Below are 17,504 nucleotides of genomic sequence, written 5' to 3' on the forward strand. Positions count from 1 at the left end.
CTCGTCCTCAAACGCCGGACGGGCTGATCGTGCCGACCGGCGCCGGGCAGTTGCCGTGAGCCACCGGCGCGGCAGAGGTGGTCCTCAGAGATAGCCCTCAGAGATAGTCCTCCAGGCGCCCCACCGTCAGGCCGCGCTCCTGGATGCCCCGGAGCAGTCGGGCCGTCGTGCCGGTCGGGGTGATGCGGACGATGTCGCCGGGGACGAGGCGGTGGGCGCCCCGGGCGTAGGTGAGGGTTCCGGTGGTGGTGGAGGCGCGCCACAGGACCAGGGCGGAGATGCCGCAGTCGGCGGCGGCCCGGCGGGTCGTCGTGTCGTACGTGCCGTCGGGGGGCCGGAGCAGGCGGGGCCGGGGGTGGGCCAAGTGGCCGCAGATCCGGGTGCGTTGGGCGTCGTAGGGCAGGCCCGCGACGGGGCGGTGGTCCTGGGGCGTGCCGAACTCGGTGACGGGCAGGCGCAGTTCGCGGACCATGTCGGCGAAGCCCGGGTCCGGGCGGGCGCCCGTGCCGTGGTCGTAGGTCAGGAAGACGACCCTGTCGCGGGTGCGGACGTGGTCCACGACGGGTGGCAGGCCGGGGCCGGCGGAGCGGGCGGGAGGTCCCGGGGAGGGTTTCGGGGCCGGGGCCATGGGGGCCGTCAAACCCCAGTGGCGGTACGGCTGTTCGGGGGCCGGGCCGTGCGGGTGGACGCGCTGGGCGGCCTTCTTGCCGAGCCGTTCGATGGGGTCGACGGACTGGGCGCAGCCGGTGAGGAGGGTGGCCGCCAGGGCGACGGCCACCGGTACCCGGAACCTCACAGGTAGTCCTCAAGGCGCGCCACCGCGTAGCCCTCGGCCGTGACCTTGCCGAGGAAGCGGCGCATGTCGTCGACCATCGTGCCCTTCCATTCGTCTCGGCCCCTGAAGTGGGTCAGGACGATGTCCCCGGGGTGCAGTTCCTGGTCGTCCTCGCGGTACTCCCAGTGGTCGACGAAGACCTCCTCGTCCCAGATCGGGGCGTACTTGATGCCGCAGGACTTGGCGGCGACGAGGGTGTCGTGGTTGTAGTTCCCGTACGGCGGCCGGAAGACGGTGGGGGCCTTGCCGAACTGCTTCTTCATGATGTCCTGCATGCCGCAGATCTCGCGCTTCTGCTCGGCGTAGGACAGGCCGGGCAGGTAGGGGTGCGTGAGGGTGTGGTTGTTGATCGTGTGCCCCTGGGCCTGCATCTTCCTGAAGTAGCCGTAGTCGTCCTTGACGAGGTAGTTGCTGAGGAAGGCCGTGTACGGGATCTTCAGCTCGTCCATCATCCGCAGGAACGCCGGGTCCTTGTTCTCGCCGTCGTCGATCGTGAGGAAGACGATCTTCTGCTTGGTGGGGATCGTCGTGAAGACCGGCGGGAGGTTCAGCTCCTCCTGGTCGTCCACCTCGAAGCCCTTGCGCGCGGTGATCTCCGGCTTGTGCGCGGGCGCCGGCGGGGCCTGGAGCGGCACCTTCGCCAGTCCCCAGCGCTTCGCCGCGGCGACCCGGGCGGTGTGGGCGGCGCGCAGCCTGGTGGCGTAGGAGTCGAGCGCGCGGGCGGGGGGCGCGTGCAGGGGCCGCGCGCCGTGCGCCGGGGGCGCGGGGTGCGCGGTCGCACCCGAATCGGACTGGCCGCAGCCGGAGGCGAGAGCGGCGAGCGCGAGGGCGGCGAGCGCGGCGCGGACGCCCGGCTTCCACCCCCGCCCGCCCGTCCGCTCCCCCATGCGCTCACACGTCCGATTGATGTCATTTTGTACGACTACTCGCATGGGGTGGGATCTTTTCAGGCCCCGGCCCCGATCCCGTGCCGACACCGCCGACACACCGCCACCGGAGGCAGACCGTCCACCGACTGGCCCACAATGTCCCGGTGAACGACCCCGTACTCGCCTTCGCCGCCCTGCTCACCCCCGAGGGCCGTGCCCTCCTCGACGAGGTCGCGGGCACCGACCCGGCCAAGGAGCTCGCCGTCGCGACCCGGCTGCGCCGCGAGCACCCCGCCGACCTCGTCTCGGCGGCCCTCGGCCAGGCCCGGCTGCGGCAGCGGGCGGCGGCGAAGTTCCCGTCCGAGGACGCCTCCCGCATGTTCTTCACCCCGAACGGCTTCGAACAGTCCACCCGCGCCACGGTCGCCGCCCACCGCGCCGGACGCCTGCGCGAACTGGGCGTGGGCTCCGTCGCCGACCTGTGCTGCGGCATCGGCGGCGACGCCGTCGCGCTGGCGCGGGCCGGGGTACGGGTGCTGGCCGTGGACCGCGATCCCCTGACGGTCGCGGTGGCCCGCGCGAACGCGGAGGCGCTGGGCCTCGCCGACCTCATCGAGGTGCGCGAGGCGGACGTCACGGACGTCGACACGTCCGGGTACGACGCCGTGTTCGTCGACCCCGCGCGACGCGGCGGCCGGGGCCGCGTCTTCGACCCCGAGGCCTACTCGCCCCCGCTCTCCTGGGCCGTCCGCGCCGCTACGGCGGCTCCGCTCGCCGCGCTGAAGATCGCGCCGGGTGTGCCGCACGAGGCGATCCCGGAGACGGCCGGGGCGGAGTGGATCTCGGACGGCGGGGACGTGAAGGAGGCGGTGCTGTGGTTCGGGACCGGGGTGCGGCCGGGGTCGGTGCGGGCAACGCTCCTGCCCGGCCCGCGAGTTCTGCACGGCCGCGGCCTGCCCGACCCCGAAGTCCGTTCCGTGGGGCGGTACTTGTACGAGCCCGACGGTGCCGTCATCCGCGCCCACCTCGTCGCCGAGGTGGCCCAGGAGGTCGGGGGCGGCCTCGTCGACGAGACCATCGCCTACGTCACGGCGGACGAACTCCGGCCCACCGTGTACGCCTCCGCCTACGAGATCACCGACCGACTCCCCTTCGGCGTCAAGAAGTTGAAGGCCCTGCTGCGGGAGCGCGAGGTGGGCGTGCTCACCGTGAAGAAGCGCGGTTCGGCCGTCGAACCGGAGGAACTGCGCAAGAAGGTGAAGCCCCAGGGCCCCAACTCCGCGACGGTGTTCCTGACTCGGGTGGCGGGGGCACCGACGATGCTGATCGGCCGGCCGGTCTAGGGCCTGTCCGCGAAGTCCCGTCGCCCGCCCGGAGGTCGGGCGTCGCGAGGCGGGCGGGACTTCGCGGACCGGGCACGGTCTAGGACCCGTCCGCCTCCTCGGCTCTGCGCAGCAGGAGTTGGCGTTCGCGTTCGTTGCGGGCGAGGGCAGCGGCCCGTGCGAACTCCGTTCTCGCCTCCGCCGTGCGGCCGAGGCGGGCGAGGAGGTCGCCTCGGACGCTGGGCAGCAAGTGGTAGTCGCGCAGGGCGGGTTCGGCGGCGAGGGTGTCGACGATCTCCAGGGCCGGGGCCGGGCCGTCCGCCATCGAGACCGCCACCGCGCGGTTCAACTCGACCACGGGGGACGGGGACCGGGCGGCGAGCAGACCGTACAGGGTCGCGATCGTCGGCCAGTCGGTCTCGTCGTAGGTGTAGGCGTGGGCGTGGCAGGCGGCGATGGCGGCCTGGAGGGCGTAGCGGCCGGGGGCGCCGGTGGAGACGGCGTCCGCGCGGCCGAGGGCGGTGATGCCCCGGGCGATGAGCAGGCGGTTCCAGCGGCGGCGGTTCTGGTCCCTGAGGAGGACGGGGTCGCCGTTCGGGGCGGTGCGGGCGGCCGAGCGGGCGGCCTGGAACTCCAACAGGGCGGCCAGGGCGTGGACTTCGGGTTCCTTCGGCATCAGGCCGGACAGGAGGCGGGCCAGCCGCAGGGCGTCCTCGCAGAGGCCGGGGCGGAGCCAGTCGTCGCCCGCCGTCGCCGCGTAGCCCTCGTTGAAGATCAGGTAGATGACGTCGAGGACGGAGCCGAGGCGGGCCTCGCGGTCGGGGCCGTAGGGGACCTCGAAGGCCACGTTCTTCGTCGCGAGGGTGCGTTTGGCGCGGACGATGCGCTGGGCGATCGTCGGCTCGGGGGCGAGGAAGGCGCGGGCGATCTCGGGGGTGGTCAGGCCGCCGAGGAGGCGCAGGGTGAGGGCGGTGCGGGCCTCGGGGGACAGCACCGGGTGGCAGGTGGTGAAGACGAGGCGCAGCAGGTCGTCGTCGATGTCGTCGGGGGCCGGGGGCTCCTCGGGCGGGGCGGTGGTCTCCAGGGTGCGGCCGATCTCCTGGAGCTTGCGGGCGTAGTTCTCCCGGCGCCGGACCAGGTCGACGGCGCGGTGCCGGGCGGTGGCCATGAGCCAGGCGCCCGGGTTGTCGGGGACGCCGTCCCTCGGCCACTGTTCGAGCGCGGCGACCAGCGCGTCCTGGGCCAGTTCCTCGGCGATGCCGACGTCGCGCACCGTGCGGGCGACGGCGGCGATGATCCGCGGCGACTCGATGCGGAAGACGGTCTCCAGGGCGGTCACGGGCGAGGCGGTGGGTTGTGCTTGCGGTTCCACAACCCACCATCGAACACCTCCGGTGCCCGCGGGCCAAGGAATGCTCAGCCCTCCGCGATCTCCCGCACCTCGCAGGTCACCGTCCAGAACTCCTCGTGGACCTTCAGGAACCGCTTGGTCCACTCGATCGCCTCGGCCATGTCCTTGCACTGCATGAGCGCGTAGCCGCCGACGACCTCCTTGGACTCGGTGAAGGGGCCGTCGGTGACGGAGATCCGGCCGCCCTCCCAGTGGACGCGGGCGCCCTGCGCGCTCGGGGTGAGGCCCGCGGTGTCGAGCATCACCCCGGCCTTGGTGATCTCCTCGATCAGCTCGCCCATCCGCTGCATCAGTTCGGGGCTGGGGCCCTCGGCGGGGGCGGTCTTCTCGTCGATCTGCACGAGGGAGAGGTAACGGGGCATGGTGACTCCTCGGACGGGACACGGGCCGGGTCCTTCCCGGCCTTTCAACCATGCGTCGAACGGGGGTCCGCCGGATCGACACACTCGCCGGAATTCCCCGAAGATTTTTTTCCGGTGCCCTGTTTCCGCAGGTCAGGCCGCTCAGCCCAGCGACTTCCACAGATCACTCGCCGCCGGTTCCTTCGCGATCACCCGGTTGGGGTCGGACGGAGCCGTGACGACCGGCATCGTGATCGTCTTCACCGCGTCGGCCGACAGTCCCTTCAGGCTCTCGCCGAAACTGATCAGTTCGCTGAGGGAGTCGAGGCCGGTGTCGGTGGTGAGGCTGTCGGTGACCGCGTCGGTGACCTCGTAGAGCTTGGTGGGGTCGGTGAGCAAGTCGTGGGTGGAGATCTGGGTCAACAGCGCCTTCACGAGCATCTGTTGGAGGCCTATGCGGCCGAGGTCGCTGCCGTCGCCTATGCCGTGCCGGGTGCGGGCGAGGGCCAGCGCCTGCTTGCCGTTGAGGTGGTGGGTGCCCTTCTTCAGGTGCAGGTGGCTGTCGTCGTCGTCGATGTCCTGGGTGGTGGTGACGGTGACGCCGCCGAGCGCGTCGACCAGCTTCGCGAAGCCCGCGAAGTCGATCTCTATGTAGTGGTCCATGCGGACGCCCGTGATCGACTCGACCGTCTTGACCGCGCAGACCGGGCCGCCCACCGAGTACGCGCTGTTGAACATCGCGTTGTACGCCACGGAGGTCGAGCCGCCCGACTTCAGCGGGCAGGACGGCCGGGTGACGAGGGTGTCGCGCGGGATGCTGACGATCGTGGCCTTCTTGCGGCCCGCGTCGAGGTGCACGACCATCGCCGTGTCGGAGCGGGCGCCGGAGCTGTCGCCGCCGCCGAGCGCCTTGTTCGCCTTGCCGCTGCGCGAGTCCGAGCCGAGGACCAGGATGTTCAGCGAGCCGGTCGGCACGGGGGTGGCGGACGCGGAGGCGGACGCCGAGGGGGTGGTCACCGCCTTGGCGGGGCGGTCGGTGCCGAGCGCGCTGTCGATGTCGACGCTCTTGATGTTGTCGTTGAGGTGCCAGTAGGCCCAGCCCGCCGTGGCGACCCCCAGGACGAGGGCGCCGGCCAGAGCGAGGCCGGCGATCTTCAGCACCCTCGACCGCCGGCCCACTCGTCTGTCCCCGTCGGCGTTCTCGTTGTCCGTCACGGGGAGGAACGTAAGTCCGAATTATTAGGAGAAAGTTAGGGGAGGCGTCCTGGCTCGGTTTTCTGCGGAAAAACTCACGGTTCTCAGTCCCGCCTCACGCCTCCCGGCGTCCTCATCCCAAGGTCACCACCGGTACCGGGTTGCTGCCGCTCCAGGACGCGTTGAACCCGAACGTCACCGAGCCGCCGTCCGGCACCGTCCCGTTGTAGCTCGCGTTGGCGCAGCTCACGGCCGCCCCGGACTGGGTGCACGTGGCGTTCCAGGCCTGTGTGATCCGCTGCCCCGCGCCGTAAGTCCAGCTCGCGTTCCAGGACGACAGCGCGGCCCCGGCGCAGGTGATCGTCACCTGCCCGGTGAACCCGGTGTTCCACTGGCTCGTCACGCCGTACATCGCCGAGCACGCCCCGGTCGGCGGGGTCGTGGTCGTACCGCCGAGTGCCTCCGCAATGCCGTAGTACGCCGGTTTCGGCGCGTAGTTCTCGTCGTACGGGGTCGCCGCGCCGTAGCCCGGGAAGGTGCTCGGCACCCAGGAGTCGGAGTCGGTGAAGCCCCAGACGGTGATGTTCACGCAGCGCGCGACGGCGGCGCAGGCGGCGACCACGCTCTTGAAGTCGGCCTTCTGCTGGGCGAGCTTGGCGCTGTCGGCCGGGAGTGCCATGCGTACGTCGAGTTCGGTGATCGCGACGTCCACGCCCAGGTCGGCGAAGCGCTGGATGTTCTGCTGGAGGGTGGCGGGGACCTGGCCGAGGATCAGATGGGCCTGGAGGCCGACGCCGTCGATCGGGACGCCCGCCGCCTTGAGGGACTTGACCAGGTCGTAGAGGGCGGTGGACTTCGCGTTGACGCCCTCGACGTTGTAGTCGTTGATGTACAGCTTGGCCGCCGGGTCGGCCGCGTGGGCCCAGGTCAGCGCCTGGGCTATGTAGTCGGCGCCGAGGCCGTTGTACCAGAGCGTCGAGCGGTAGCTGCCGTCCTCGTTGAAGGGTTCGTTGACGACGTCCCAGGCGGCGATCTCGCCCTTGTAGCGGCCGACTTCGGTGTTGATGTGGTTCTGGAGCAGGCTGCTCAGCTGTGCGGAGGTCCAGGTGCCGTTGGTCAGCCAGCTCGGGTTCTGACTGTGCCAGACCAGGGTGTGGCCGCGCACCTGCTGGCCGTGGGCCTGCGCGAAGGCGACGATCTGGTCCGCCTCCGACCAGTTGAAGCTGCCCTGCGTGGGCTCCACGGTCCCCCACTTCATGGCGTTGCCGGGGGTGAGCGAGCTGAACTGCGTGCCCGCGATGTCGCCGTAGGCGCCGGTGAGTTTGGAGCCGGTGACCGCGGTGCCGACGACTTTGCCCTTCGCGGCGGCGAGGTCGCGCAGCGGGGTGTCGGCGGCCTGTGCGGCGGGGGCGGTGAAGAGCATGACGGCGCCGGTGACCAGGGCCGCCAGGGACAAGCCGGTTCTCAGAGATCTCATGCGGATGCCTCCGAAAGTTTCGGTTGTGCAACCGATTGGCTTCGGAGGAGTGTGGGGCGGCTCACCCCACTCGTCAAGACGTCAGCTTCCGGCCACCGCGCTCACCCGGCGACCGGCGGAGCCGTACTGCTGCGCACCACCAGGCTCGTCGCCAGCTCCACCCGCCGCGCCGCCGAGGACTCCTCCTCGCGTGCGAGGTCGAGCACCAGCCTGGCCGCCGCCTCGGCCATCTCGGTGAGGGGCTGTCGTACGGTCGTCAGCGGCGGCCCGACCCAGCGGGCGACCGGGAGGTCGTCGAAGCCGACCACGCTCAGGTCCTCCGGGACGCGCAGCCCCAGTTCGCGCGCGGCCTCGTACAGGCCGAGCGCCTGGAGGTCGTTGCCGGCGAAGACGGCCGTGGGCCGGTCCGGGCGGCGCAGCAGGTCGAGGCCCAGCCGGTAGCCGGCCTCGTGGTGGAAGTCGCCGGTGACGACGAGCGAGCCGTCGACCGGCAGTCCGGCCGTCTCCAGGGCGGCCCGGTAGCCGTCGACGCGGGCGCGGCTGCACATCATCCGGGAGGGTCCGCTGATCGCGCCGATCCGGGTGTGGCCGAGTTCGACCAGGTGCCGGGTGGCGGCGAGCCCGCCCTGCCAGTTGGTGGCGCCGATCGACGGCACGTCGGCGCCGGGGTCACCGGCCGGGTCCATCACCACGAACGGGATGGACCGGCTGGTCAGCAGCGCGCGCTGCGACTCGTCGAGCCCGGACAGCACGAGGATCACACCGTGCGGGCGGCGGGCGGCGACCTGGTCGGCCCAGGTCCGGCCGGGGGTGAGCCGCCCCGCGCTCTCGCTCAGCACCACGCTCAGCCCGGCTTCCCGCGCCACGTTCTCCACACCCCGGATGACCTCCAGCGCCCAGGCGCTCTCCAGTTCGTGGAAGACCAGGTCGATCAGCGGGGAGCGGGTCGCCTCGGCGCGGCGGCGCCGGTAGCCGTGGACGCGGAGCAGGTCCTCGACGCGGGTGCGAGTCGCGGGCGCCACATCGGCACGGCCGTTGAGGACCTTCGAAACAGTCGGAGCCGACACTCCCGCCTCGCGGGCGATCTCGGCGAGCGTCGCGGTCTGCGTCGATCGACCTGTCCTCTGGCTTTCAGCGGAATCCGGGGCAGTCATGGCGGCGATCGTATCCCTGCGCGACCCCTTGACGAACCTTTTCACGCGCCTTACGTTCCCGGAACATTCGTAGAACGGCTCGAAACATTCGCACGAGAGGTGCTGTCTGTGCTGTTTATGGATCCCCACACGTCCGACGGCGGGCGTACGTTCAGCAGGCGCTGGGTGCTCGGCGCCGGTGCCACCACCCTGCTCACGACCGGCCTCACGGCCTGCGGCTCCAGTGACGGCACCGGCGGCAGCGGTACGGTCACCGCCTTCGTCTACGGCGACGACGCGACGAAGGTCCAGGTCAAGGCCGTCACCCGGTTCAACGCCTCGGCGGCGGCCAAGAAGGCCAAGGGAAAGATCAAGCTGGAGAAGGTGCCCGGCACCGACTACCCGGCCAAGCTGCGCACCGCGATGGGCTCGCCGAACGCGCCGGACGTCTTCTTCAACTGGGGCGGCGGCTCGATCAAGGCGTACCAGGAGGCGGGCCAGCTGGTCGACCTCACCGACACCATCAAGTCCGACCCGGTCCTCAAGGACGGCTTCCTGCCCTCGGTGCTCGCGGCGGGCGCGCTCAAGGGCAAGAACTACGGCATACCGATGCGCGGCATGCAGCCCGTGATCCTCTTCTACAACAAGTCGGTCTTCGCCGCGCAGAAGCTCCAACCGCCCACCACCTGGACCGAGTTGCTCGGCATCAACAAGAAGCTGAAGACCGCGGGCATCACACCGTTCGCGCTCGGCGGCGCCGACATCTGGCCCGAGCTGATGTGGCTGGAGTACCTGGTCGACCGGATCGGCGGCCCCGACGTCTTCGACCGGATCAAGAACGGCGACGCGTCCGGCTGGGGCGATCCGGCCGTCCTCAAGGCCGCCGAGACGGTCAGGCAGCTCATCGACGACGGCGCCTTCGGCAAGGGCTTCAGCTCGGTGTCGTACGTCAACGGGGGCGCCCCGGCGGTGTTCGCCAAGGGCAAGGCGGCGATGCACCTGATGGGGTCGTGGGAGTACTCGACACAGCTCGGCAAGTTCCCCGACTTCGCCAAGAACGACCTGGGCTGGGCCGCGTTCCCGAAGTACGAGGGCGGTGCGGGCGACATCCGCAACGTGGTCGGCAACCCCACCAACTACTGGTCCGTGAACACCCGTACGGGCAACAAGGACGCGGCCATCGCGTTCCTCCGCGACTGCGCCTCGGAGGCGTACGCGAAGGACCTGGTCGCCAACGGCGACATCCCGACCACCTCGAACGCGGAGCAGCTGCTCGACTCCTCCCCCAACCCCGAGTTCGCCAAGTTCCAGTACCAACTGGTGCGGCAGGCAACGGCGTTCACACTCAGCTGGGACCAGGCGGTGGATCCGGACGTGTCCACACCGATGCTGACGGAGATCAACAAGCTGTTCGTGGGCAAGAGTTCACCGAGCCAGTTCGTGTCCGCGCTCAAGGCGCTCAAGTGACCCAGAGCGCGGCGGCGAGGTCCGGCCGGCCGCACGCGGTGTGGGCCATCCCGGGTGTCCTGTTCTTCGCCTTCTTCGCGGTGGCCCCCATGCTCCTGGCCGTCTACCTCTCCTTCACCACGTGGAACGGCCTCGGCGACCCCAGGCCCGTCGGCCTCGCCAACTGGACGAAGCTCCTGCACGACGACCGGCTCACCCAATCCCTCACCGTCACCGTCCTGTTGACGGTGACGAGCTGGGCGTTCCAGACGCTGGTGTCGCTGCTGCTCGGGGTCTGGGCGGCGGGACGCCAGCGCAACCGGGCCGTCCTGTCCGCGATCTTCTTCGTGCCGTTCCTGCTGTCCTCGACGGCCATCGCGCTGCTCTTCTACGCGCTGCTCGACCCGAACTTCGGCGTCATCCACCAGGACACGCTGGGCTCGACGAGCGGCGCGTTCCTCGCGATCGTGTTCGTCGGGGGCTGGCAGTTCATCCCCTTCCACACGCTGATCTACCAGGGCGGGGCCCGCCAGATCCCCGAAGTCCTCTACCAGGCGGCGGCGATCGACGGCGCGGGCCGCTACCGCCAGTTCTTCTCGATCACCCTGCCCCAGCTCCGCAACACGGCGACGACGTCCAGCGTGCTGATGATCGTCGGCTCGCTCACCTACTTCGAGACCGTCCTGATCCTCACCCAGGGCGGCCCCGGCACGGACACGGCGATCCTGCCGTACCTGATGTACGAGGCCGGCTTCAAGAGCTACGACTTCGGCTACGCGAGCGCGATAGCGACCTTCCTGGTCGTGGCCGCCACCGCGCTCTCCCTGGTCCTGGTCCGGCTCACCGGCTTCGGCGCCATGCGCAGTACCCGCGAAGGGATGTGACGGAGTGTCACACGACACCTTGCCGCGTCCGGCGAGGACGGCCGAGGAGCCCGTGCCTCCCCCGCGCACCCGAAGGCACCGCCACTGGAGCCGACGTCCCAACCCGCTGGCCGGCCTCGGCTCGCTGGTCTGGCTCGCGGTCGTCGTCGTCCCGATCTACGCGATGATCTCGGCCTCGCTCACCCGCCAGGACAAGGCCCTCGGCAACAACGCCCTGAAACCGCCCACCGATCCGACCCTCGCCAACTACAACACCGTCCTGCACAACGGCTTCGGCCACTTCCTCGCCAACACGGCACTGGTCGCGGCGGCGGTCGTGGCCATCGTGCTCGTGCTGTGCGTACCGCTCGCCTACGTCGCCGTCCGCACCCGCACGATCTGGTCCGGCGCGGCCTTCCGCCTGTTCCTGCTGGGAGTCGCCATCCCGGCCCAGGCGGTGGTGGTCCCCCTGTACCTGATGATCGCCAAACTCGACCTGTACGACAGCCTGTTGGCGGTCGTCCTGCCCACCGCGGCCTTCGCGATGCCGGTCTCCGTACTGATCCTGACCGGCACCCTGCGGGACATCTCGGAGGACCTGTACGAGGCGATGGCCCTGGACGGCGCCTCGGCGACCCGGATGCTGTTCCAGCTGGTCGTCCCGCTGGCCAGGGGCGGTATCAGCACCGTCGTCATCTACACGGCGCTCCAGGCCTGGAACGGCTTCCTCTTCCCGCTGATCTTCACCCAGTCCGACGGCCCCCGGGTCCTGACCCTCGGACTGTTCAACTACGTCAGCCAGTTCGGCGTGAACATCCCCGCGCTGCTCGCCTCGGTCGTCCTCTCCGGCATCCCGATCTTCGCCGTCTACCTGGTGGCCCGGCGCGCCCTGGTCGGCGGTCTGATGGGCGTGGGCGGCAAGTGATCCCGGCGGCCCGGAAGCAGCCCAACGCCTTTTCTCTGACAGGAGTTTCATGACCACCGCCCCCTGGCGCGACCCCGCCCTGCCCGCCGCCGCCCGCGTCGACGACCTGCTCGCCCGCATGACCCTCCAGGAGAAGACCGCCCAGCTGTACGGCGTGTGGGTCGGCGCCGACACGGACGGCGACGGAGTCGCCCCGCTCCAGCGGGAGATGACCTCCGACTACGACTGGGACGAGCTGATCACCCACGGCCTGGGGCAGTTGACCCGTTCCTTCGGCACCGCCCCGGTGGACCCGGAGCTGGGCGCGCGGGCGCTGGCCCGCGCGCAGCGCCGGATCGCCGCGGCCGGCCGGTTCGGCATCCCGGCCGTCGCCCACGAGGAGTGCCTGGCCGGGTTCACCGCGTGGGGCGCGACGGCGTATCCGGTGCCGCTGGCCTGGGGCGCGAGCTTCGACCCGGCGCTGGTGGAGGAGATGGCCCGGCGCATCGGCGCCGACCTGCGCGCGGCCGGTGTCCACCAGGGCCTGGCCCCCGTCCTGGACGTCGTCCGCGACCCGCGCTGGGGACGGGTCGAGGAGACGATCGGCGAGGACCCGTACCTGGTCGGCACGATCGGTGCCGCGTATGTGCGGGGCCTGGAGTCGGCCGGGGTGGTGGCGACGCTGAAGCACTTCGCCGGGTACGCGTCCTCGGTGGGCGCGCGGAACCTGGCGCCGGTGCGGGCCGGGGTGCGGGAGTTCGCGGACGTGACCTTGCCGCCGTTCGAGATGGCGCTGCGGGAGGGCGGCGCGCGGTCGGTGATGGCGGCGTACAACGAGACGGACGGCGTCCCGGCCTCCGCGGACCCCGCACTCCTGACCCAACTCCTGCGCGAGGAATGGGGGTTCACCGGGACGGTGGTCGCCGACTACTTCGGCATCGGCTTCCTGGAGACGCTGCACCGGGTGGCGGGCAGCCCGGCGGAGGCGGCGCACGCGGCGCTGGCGGCGGGGATCGACGTGGAGCTGCCGACGCTGAAGTGCTACGGGAAGCCCTTGGTGGAGGCGGTGCGGGCGGGGGAGGTCCCCGAGGCGCTGATCGACCGGGCCGCGCGCCGAGTGCTGTTGCAGAAGTGCGAGTTGGGGCTGCTGGACGAGGACTGGTCACCGGAGCCGACCGCCCCGATCGACCTCGACTCGGCGGCGAACCGCACCCTTGCCCGCCAACTGGCGGAGAAGTCGGTGGTGTTGCTGGACAACCCGGACGGCCTGCTGCCGCTCGCCCCCGACGCCCGCATCGCGGTGGTGGGCCCGAGGGCGGCGGACGCGCTGGCCATGCTGGGCTGCTACTCCTTCCCGTCCCACGTGGGGGTCCTCCACCCCGAGGTGCCGATGGGCATCGGGATCCCCACGCTTCTGGAGTCGCTGCGGGCCGAACTCCCGGACGCCAAGGTGACGTTCGCGGAGGGCTGCGACGTGTCGGGACCGGACCGGGCCGGTTTCACGGAGGCGGTCGCGCGCGCGTCCGAGTCGGACGTGTGCGTGGCGGTGCTCGGCGACCGGGCCGGCCTGTTCGGACGCGGCACCTCGGGCGAGGGCTGCGATGTCGCCGACCTCCAACTCCCCGGCGTACAAGCAGAGTTGCTGGACGCACTGGTGTCGACCGGCGTCCCGGTGGTACTGGTCCTGCTCACCGGCCGCCCCTACGCGCTGGGCCGCTGGCACGGCCGGCTGGGCGCGGTGGTCCAGGCGTTCTTCCCGGGGGAGGAGGGCGGCCCGGCGGTGGCGGGAGTGCTGTCGGGCCGCGTCAACCCCTCCGGCCGCCTCCCGGTGAGCGTCCCGCGCATGCCGGGCGGCCAGCCGTGGACGTATCTCCAGCCCCCCTTGGGCCTGGCCGACGAGGTCAGCAGCCTCGACCCGACCCCGCTGTACCCCTTCGGCCACGGCCGCTCGTACACATGCTTCACGTGGGAGACGACCCAGTCACCGGAACCCGTGATCGACACGGACGGTTCCTACGACGTGACGGTCACCGTCCGCAACACGGGCGACCGCGCCGGCACGGAGGTCGTCCAGCTCTACCTGCACGACCCGGTGGCCTCGGTGACCCGCCCCGACGTCCGCCTGATCGCCTACCAGCGCCTGGAGTTGACCCCCGGCGAGGCCTCCCGCGTCACCTTCCGCTTCCACCCGGACCTGTCCGCGTTCACCGACCGCTCGGGACGCCGGGTGGTCGAACCGGGGGCACTGGAACTCCGGTTGGCGGCGTCGAGCGCGGACGTACGACACACCACCCGCCTCCAACTGACGGGACCTGTACGGGTACTTGGAGCCGGACGGCGGTTGTCGTGCGGGGCGGAGGTGTCGGGGGTGGGGTGACACCGGGCGCGGGTCAGACCTTGATCACCTGGACACCGGCACCGCAGAGGTCCCGGAGGTCCTCGGGGTCAGAGGTCAGCACGGTGACGGGAGCGGGCGAAGCGAGCGCCGTCGCGGCAACGATCGCGTCAAGGGCGTACTTGTTCCCGTGCAGACCGGTCGCGGCGAGGAGCCTGCTCGCGTGGCGGGCGATCGCCTCACCGGGCGGGACGACGTTGACCCGCGAGACGGCGTGGTCGAAGCGTGCCTGTTGCGTCCTGGGGTCACGGGCCTCGACGAGGGTCACGGAACTGACGACCACACGGATGTCCTCGGCCTCGGCCGCGACGAGCCACTCGGTGAGTTCCGGAGTGCGCCGGACGAGTTTGGACAGGCCCTCGCAGTCGAGGACGAGCGTGCCGCTCACGCGGCGTCGGCGGAACCGGCCGAGCCGCCCCGCAGGACGGCCCGCTTGGCCTCGACCGCGGTCGGGTCGGCCGGACCGTGCACGGCCTCGGCGTCCTCGATCAGTTCCCGCAGCCGGTCCCGCTCCAGTTGGCGCTGGATGAGCGCTTCGACATAGGCGGACATACCTCGATTGCCGGTGCGCGCCTTGAGGGCGGCGATGGTGCCTTCGTGGAGCGACACCGACACCGGACGGACGGGACCTTCGCCGGGCGCGGGAGACTCAGCCATGAACCCAGTTCAACAAAACTCTTGTTATTCACCCACCGACTCGAACCGCCACCGATGCACCGCCCGCATGACCAACTCCCCCTCCGGCTCGGGGAGTTCGGGCAGCTCGGCGTCGTAGGCCGCGTCCCACCACGTGATGACGAGGACGCGGTCCTGGGGGGCGCGGAGGAACTCCCGGCGCAGGGGTTCGGACGGCAGGCGTTGCGCGCGGGCCCAGGCGAGCAGGTCGGCGCCCCGGCCCTCGGCCGCCCTCGCCTCCCACATCAGGGCGACCGTCACGAGTACAGGTTCTTCCCGCTGACCTCGTGCACGTGGTCGTGGTCGTGGCTGTGGCCGGGGACGTGCGGGTCCGTCACCGGGAGGGACGAGTCCGCCGAGAGGTCCCAGTCCGAGGGGGCGCGGTCGCGGGCCACCATCTCCGCGCCGAGGGCGGCGACCATCGCGCCGTTGTCCGTGCACAGCTTGGGGCGCGGCACGCGGAGGCGGATACCGCCGGCCTCGCAGCGCTCCTGGGCCAGAGCCCGCAGGCGGGAGTTGGCGGCGACCCCGCCGCCGATCATCAGGTGGTCGACACCCTCGTCCTTGCAGGCCCGTACGGCCTTGCGGGTCAGGACGTCGACGACCGCCTCCTGGAAGGACGCCGACACATCGCGCACCGGCACGTCCTCCCCCGCCGCCCGCTTCGCCTCGATCCAGCGCGCCACGGACGTCTTCAGCCCGGAGAAGGAGAAGTCGTACGCCGGGTCGCGCGGCCCGGTCAGTCCGCGCGGGAAGGCGATCGCGGTGGGGTCGCCCTCCTTCGCGTACCGGTCGATGACCGGGCCGCCCGGGAAGCCGAGGTTCAGGACCCGCGCGATCTTGTCGAAGGCCTCGCCCGCCGCGTCGTCGATCGTCGCGCCGAGCGGTCGTACGTCCGAGGTGATGTCCGAGGAGAGGAGCAGCGAGGAGTGGCCGCCGGACACCAGCAGGGCCATCGTCGGCTCCGGGAGCGCGCCGTGCTCCAGCTGGTCGACGCAGATGTGGGAGGCGAGGTGGTTGACGCCGTAGAGCGGCTTGCCCAGCGCGTAGGCGTAGGCCTTCGCCGCCGAGACGCCGACCAGGAGCGCGCCCGCGAGGCCGGGGCCCGCCGTGACCGCGATGCCGTCGAGGTCGCTCGCGCTCACGCCCGCGTCCTTCAGGGCGCGCCGGATCGTCGGGACCATCGCCTCCAGGTGGGCGCGGGAGGCCACCTCCGGTACGACCCCGCCGAAGCGGGCGTGTTCGTCGACGCTGGACGCGACCGCGTCGGCGAGCAGGGTGTGGCCGCGGACGATGCCGACGCCGGTCTCGTCGCAGGAGGTCTCGATGCCGAGGACGAGGGGTTCGTCAGCCATTGATCTCGGTTCCTTGTACGGAAGACGACCCCGCGGCGGAACTGCCGTCGGGATCTGTGGTCAGGCGCATCACCAGGGCGTCGACGTTGCCCGGCTGGTAGTAGCCGCGCCGGAAGCCGATGGGCTCGAAGCCGAAGCGCTCGTAGAGCTTCTGCGCGCGGACGTTGTCGACCCGGCATTCGAGCATGATCTCGGAGCACTCGAACTCGCTCGCCGCGCCCAGGAGTTCGGTGAGCAGGGTGGCGCCGAGGCCGGTGCCCCAGTGGTCGCGGGCGACGGCGATGGTCTGGACGTCGGCCGTGGCGGGGCCGCTGTCGGACGCGGTGCCGGTGGTGGCGAGGCCCGCGTAGCCGATGATCCGGACACCGCCCTCGTCCTGGTCGTCGGTCACCTCGGCCACCAGGTAGCGGCGGGTCGCCTCGGCGCCGCGCGCATGGGCCAGTTCGGACCAGAACATGCCCCGGGACCAGGCGTCCTCGGGGAAGAGGTCCTTCTCCAGCTCCAGCACGGGATCGATGTCCCACCAGCGCATCTCGCGCAGCCGGGGGCTCGTGGATTCGGTCACTTGGGGGTGACCACCTTGTAGTTCTTGGGGACCTGGGCGTCGGGTCGGCGCAGGTAGAGCGGGCGGGGCGCGGGGAGTTCGACGCCCGCCGCGAGTCGCTCGGCGGCCAGGGCGGCGAGCGCGGCGGCGGACACGTGCTCGGGCTCGTGCGCGGACGGGAAGGTGTCCGGGTAGAGCAGGGCGCCCGCGCCGACCGCGGGCAGTCCCGCGATCTCGTCGGCGAGGTCGGCGGGCCGGTCCACGGCCGGGTCGGTGACCCGGGTGCGGGAGTCGGCGTAGCGCGCCCAGTAGACCTCCTTGCGGCGCGCGTCGGTGGCCACGACGAAGGGGCCGTCGAGGTCGGCGGCGTAGGCGAGGCCGTCCAGCGTGCACACTCCGTGCACGGGCACGCCGAGCGCGAGGCCGAACGTGTCGGCGGTCATCAGGCCGACGCGCAGCCCGGTGTAGGGGCCGGGGCCGGTGCCGACGACGACAGCGGTGACGGCGTCGAGCCTGCGCCCCGCGTCGGCCAGCACACGGTCGACGGCCGGAAGCAGCAGCTCACCGTGGCGGCGCGCGTCCACCTGACTCGACGAGGCGATGACGGCCTCGCCGTCGTGCAGGGCGACGGTGACGGCGGGGGTGGCGGTATCCAGAGCGAGCAAGAGCACGCAAACAGCCTACGGCTCCGACGCCCCGGGCACGGCCGCCCCGGTCGGCCCGGCCCGACTGCTACCGTC

At 71.4% G+C, this 17,504-nt stretch carries 18 protein-coding genes; 5 read left to right on the forward strand and 13 right to left on the reverse strand.

Translation table 11 applies throughout. The features are described from left to right. Nucleotides 1–97: 97 nt before the first annotated feature. Together ACIQPR_RS03580 and ACIQPR_RS03585 are read right to left on the reverse strand one after the other, a co-directional pair. Complete coding sequence (locus ACIQPR_RS03580) at nucleotides 98–796, reverse strand: hypothetical protein (protein WP_403641275.1); 699 nt, start codon at nucleotides 794–796, stop codon at nucleotides 98–100. Continuing rightward, nucleotides 793–1,722, reverse strand: coding sequence for a polysaccharide deacetylase family protein (locus ACIQPR_RS03585; protein WP_403641278.1), 930 nt, complete (start codon nucleotides 1,720–1,722; stop codon nucleotides 793–795). Before ACIQPR_RS03585 ends, ACIQPR_RS03580 begins: the two co-directional genes overlap by 4 nt. Nucleotides 1,723–1,868: 146 nt before the next feature. Here ACIQPR_RS03585 and ACIQPR_RS03590 point away from each other — a divergent pair, with 146 nt between their 5' ends. Continuing rightward, nucleotides 1,869–3,047 carry a methyltransferase domain-containing protein gene (locus tag ACIQPR_RS03590; RefSeq protein ID WP_403641281.1) on the forward strand — a complete coding sequence of 393 codons (1,179 nt, stop codon included), beginning with the start codon at nucleotides 1,869–1,871 and terminating at the stop codon, nucleotides 3,045–3,047. Between the two features lie 79 nt (nucleotides 3,048–3,126). Here ACIQPR_RS03590 and ACIQPR_RS03595 read toward each other — a convergent pair whose 3' ends face one another. From ACIQPR_RS03595 to ACIQPR_RS03615, 5 genes are all read right to left on the reverse strand, one after another. Beyond that, nucleotides 3,127–4,398: an RNA polymerase sigma factor gene (locus tag ACIQPR_RS03595; protein WP_403641284.1), complete on the reverse strand. Its 1,272-nt coding sequence runs from the start codon at nucleotides 4,396–4,398 to the stop codon at nucleotides 3,127–3,129. Between the two features lie 44 nt (nucleotides 4,399–4,442). Then, nucleotides 4,443–4,799, reverse strand: a complete 357-nt coding sequence (locus tag ACIQPR_RS03600) for a YciI family protein (protein ID WP_403641287.1) — start codon at nucleotides 4,797–4,799, stop codon at nucleotides 4,443–4,445. 141 nt (nucleotides 4,800–4,940) lie between these two features. Beyond that, on the reverse strand, nucleotides 4,941–5,993 hold the full coding sequence (locus ACIQPR_RS03605; RefSeq protein ID WP_403641290.1) for an LCP family protein: 1,053 nt from the start codon (nucleotides 5,991–5,993) through the stop codon (nucleotides 4,941–4,943). A 112-nt stretch (nucleotides 5,994–6,105) separates the two neighbouring features. Further along, nucleotides 6,106–7,449: an endo-1,4-beta-xylanase gene (locus ACIQPR_RS03610; protein ID WP_403641293.1), complete on the reverse strand. Its 1,344-nt coding sequence runs from the start codon at nucleotides 7,447–7,449 to the stop codon at nucleotides 6,106–6,108. A 101-nt stretch (nucleotides 7,450–7,550) separates the two neighbouring features. Then, nucleotides 7,551–8,603 carry a LacI family DNA-binding transcriptional regulator gene (locus tag ACIQPR_RS03615; RefSeq protein ID WP_403641296.1) on the reverse strand — a complete coding sequence of 351 codons (1,053 nt, stop codon included), beginning with the start codon at nucleotides 8,601–8,603 and terminating at the stop codon, nucleotides 7,551–7,553. A 117-nt stretch (nucleotides 8,604–8,720) separates the two neighbouring features. Between ACIQPR_RS03615 and ACIQPR_RS03620 the strand changes: the two genes are divergently transcribed. The 4 genes from ACIQPR_RS03620 to ACIQPR_RS03635 are packed head-to-tail and all read left to right on the forward strand — an operon-like array spanning nucleotide 8,721 to nucleotide 14,172. Then, nucleotides 8,721–10,049, forward strand: coding sequence for an ABC transporter substrate-binding protein (locus ACIQPR_RS03620; protein ID WP_403641299.1), 1,329 nt, complete (start codon nucleotides 8,721–8,723; stop codon nucleotides 10,047–10,049). After that, nucleotides 10,046–10,912: a carbohydrate ABC transporter permease gene (locus ACIQPR_RS03625; RefSeq protein ID WP_403641301.1), complete on the forward strand. Its 867-nt coding sequence runs from the start codon at nucleotides 10,046–10,048 to the stop codon at nucleotides 10,910–10,912. Before ACIQPR_RS03620 ends, ACIQPR_RS03625 begins: the two co-directional genes overlap by 4 nt. A 4-nt stretch (nucleotides 10,913–10,916) precedes the next feature. Beyond that, nucleotides 10,917–11,816 (forward strand): carbohydrate ABC transporter permease, encoded by a 900-nt coding sequence (locus tag ACIQPR_RS03630; RefSeq protein WP_403641304.1) that lies wholly within the window; start codon nucleotides 10,917–10,919, stop codon nucleotides 11,814–11,816. A gap of 49 nt (nucleotides 11,817–11,865) precedes the next feature. Next, nucleotides 11,866–14,172 carry a glycoside hydrolase family 3 N-terminal domain-containing protein gene (locus ACIQPR_RS03635; protein WP_403641307.1) on the forward strand — a complete coding sequence of 769 codons (2,307 nt, stop codon included), beginning with the start codon at nucleotides 11,866–11,868 and terminating at the stop codon, nucleotides 14,170–14,172. Between the two features lie 13 nt (nucleotides 14,173–14,185). On the opposite strand, the gene ACIQPR_RS03640 is transcribed toward ACIQPR_RS03635, so the two are convergent. Genes ACIQPR_RS03640 through tsaB form a run of 6 tightly spaced genes read right to left on the reverse strand, consistent with a single transcriptional unit; the run spans nucleotide 14,186 to nucleotide 17,435 of the window. Further along, nucleotides 14,186–14,578 (reverse strand): type II toxin-antitoxin system VapC family toxin, encoded by a 393-nt coding sequence (locus tag ACIQPR_RS03640; protein ID WP_403641310.1) that lies wholly within the window; start codon nucleotides 14,576–14,578, stop codon nucleotides 14,186–14,188. Next, nucleotides 14,575–14,847, reverse strand: coding sequence for a hypothetical protein (locus tag ACIQPR_RS03645; protein ID WP_403641313.1), 273 nt, complete (start codon nucleotides 14,845–14,847; stop codon nucleotides 14,575–14,577). Before ACIQPR_RS03645 ends, ACIQPR_RS03640 begins: the two co-directional genes overlap by 4 nt. A gap of 24 nt (nucleotides 14,848–14,871) precedes the next feature. Beyond that, the gene (locus ACIQPR_RS03650; RefSeq protein ID WP_403641315.1) at nucleotides 14,872–15,126 is read right to left on the reverse strand and encodes a hypothetical protein; all 255 of its coding nucleotides are present in this window, start codon (nucleotides 15,124–15,126) and stop codon (nucleotides 14,872–14,874) included. Beyond that, complete coding sequence (gene tsaD, locus ACIQPR_RS03655; protein WP_403641318.1) at nucleotides 15,123–16,220, reverse strand: tRNA (adenosine(37)-N6)-threonylcarbamoyltransferase complex transferase subunit TsaD; 1,098 nt, start codon at nucleotides 16,218–16,220, stop codon at nucleotides 15,123–15,125. The genes ACIQPR_RS03650 and tsaD overlap by 4 nt, the downstream gene beginning before the upstream one ends. Next, complete coding sequence (rimI, locus tag ACIQPR_RS03660; RefSeq protein ID WP_403641321.1) at nucleotides 16,213–16,785, reverse strand: ribosomal protein S18-alanine N-acetyltransferase; 573 nt, start codon at nucleotides 16,783–16,785, stop codon at nucleotides 16,213–16,215. Before rimI ends, tsaD begins: the two co-directional genes overlap by 8 nt. Beyond that, nucleotides 16,782–17,435 (reverse strand): tRNA (adenosine(37)-N6)-threonylcarbamoyltransferase complex dimerization subunit type 1 TsaB, encoded by a 654-nt coding sequence (tsaB, locus tag ACIQPR_RS03665; RefSeq protein ID WP_403641324.1) that lies wholly within the window; start codon nucleotides 17,433–17,435, stop codon nucleotides 16,782–16,784. The genes rimI and tsaB overlap by 4 nt, the downstream gene beginning before the upstream one ends. Nucleotides 17,436–17,504 lie beyond the last annotated feature (69 nt).

Source organism: Streptomyces sp. NPDC091280 (assembly GCF_044768565.1).
Taxonomy (GTDB): Bacteria; Actinomycetota; Actinomycetes; order Streptomycetales; family Streptomycetaceae; genus Streptomyces.